The sequence below is a fragment of the Emticicia sp. MM genome, assembly GCF_001649495.1.
In genome coordinates this window covers 1-1,276 of the sequence record NZ_LXHX01000038.1, presented here as the reverse complement: position 1 = coordinate 1,276, position 1,276 = coordinate 1, and the positions used below count along the sequence as shown (strand labels likewise).

Sequence of the window (1,276 nt, the reverse complement as noted above, 5' to 3'; positions counted from 1 at the left end):
AAACACCTAAGCCTAAACCTGCTTTTAAGCCTACTTTCAAACCAGTTGCTAAAACTAGCGAGCAAGTAGAGCAAAAAACAGAAAATAACGCTTCGGAAAACAATGATGAAACACCTAAGCCCAAACCTGCTTTTAAGCCTTCTTTCAAACCTGTTGCTAAAACTAGCGAGCAAGTAGAACAAAAAACAGAAAATAACGCTTCGGAAAACAATGATGAAACACCTAAGCCCAAACCTGCTTTTAAGCCTACAATGAAAATAACCCCTAAAAAAATTGACTAAATTGTTAGAAGATTATTTAAAAAATATTGATTATGCTTTGGTCAAACAAATTTCTTTTTTTGTTTTTGCGACCATTACTGTAGGTGGAGCTTTGTTTTTGCTTTTTACTAAAAATGTTCTTTATGCTGCATTTAGTCTATTACTTACCCTTTTGGGTGTAGCTGGACTCTTTGTTTTTGCAGCTGCCGATTTCTTAGCCGTTAGTCAAATTATGATTTATGTTGGCGGAATTCTAATACTGATGATTTTTGGTATCATGCTTACGAATAACAAAAAAATGCAACGCCAAAATCTTCAACCTAATAAGATTGAAGTCCAGCACCATAATAGATTTTGGGCAGTTATTGTGGCTGTTTTACTTTTTTTGGGATTTATTAAAATCATTTTTGAAGCTAATTTCCACATTATTGGAAAAGAAATGCAAGAAAGCAGTACTGTTAAACAAATTGGAGTAAACCTAATGACCGATTATATTTTTGCCTTTGAAGTAATTGGAATATTACTTTTGGCTGCCTTAATTGGGTCAGTATATATAGCAAAAAAGGAAAAAAATTAAAATGATTCATATACAAAACTACCTAATTATTAGTGCTTTACTATTTTCAATTGGCCTCGCAGTTGCAGTTACCAAGCGAAATGCGATTTTAATACTAATGGGTATTGAATTGATGCTTAATGCGGTCAATTTAAACTTTGTAGCCTTTAGTCAATATGAACCTAATCGGTTACAAGGACAAATGTTTGTTATTTTTGTAATGGTGGTTGCAGCTTCAGAAATCACAATTGCATTGGCCATAATTCTGAAATTATATGATTATTTCAAGAATCTAGATTTGAATGAAATCAATTTTCTAAAAAAGTAAAAGAAAGGCTTGACAATACTATTAAATAGCACTACCTTTGCAGTCCCAAAATAAGGGAAAGAGTTAAAGTAAATAAAAAGGCTGCGTAGCTCAACTGAATAGAGCGTCTCACTACGGATGAGAAGGTTTGGG

General features: G+C 32.9%; 2 protein-coding genes and 1 pseudogene. All 3 read left to right on the top strand.

Features of this window, described 5'->3' with window-relative positions; translation table 11 throughout:
- A pseudogene (locus tag A6M55_RS17410) lies at nucleotides 1-281 on the top strand (4Fe-4S ferredoxin); the annotation flags it as partial.
- The gene (locus A6M55_RS05560) at nucleotides 274-837 is read left to right on the top strand and encodes an NADH-quinone oxidoreductase subunit J (RefSeq protein ID WP_015030352.1); all 564 of its coding nucleotides are present in this window, start codon (nucleotides 274-276) and stop codon (nucleotides 835-837) included. The pseudogene A6M55_RS17410 and the gene A6M55_RS05560, both read left to right, overlap by 8 nt.
- Before the next feature lies 1 nt (nucleotide 838).
- Complete coding sequence (gene nuoK, locus A6M55_RS05555) at nucleotides 839-1,144, top strand: NADH-quinone oxidoreductase subunit NuoK (protein ID WP_064196846.1); 306 nt, start codon at nucleotides 839-841, stop codon at nucleotides 1,142-1,144.
- Nucleotides 1,145-1,276 lie beyond the last annotated feature (132 nt).

Coding starts and splice junctions, on each gene's coding strand:
- nuoK (WP_064196846.1), top strand. CDS start 839: ATGATTCATATACAAAACTACCTAATTATTAGTGCTTTACTATTTTCA.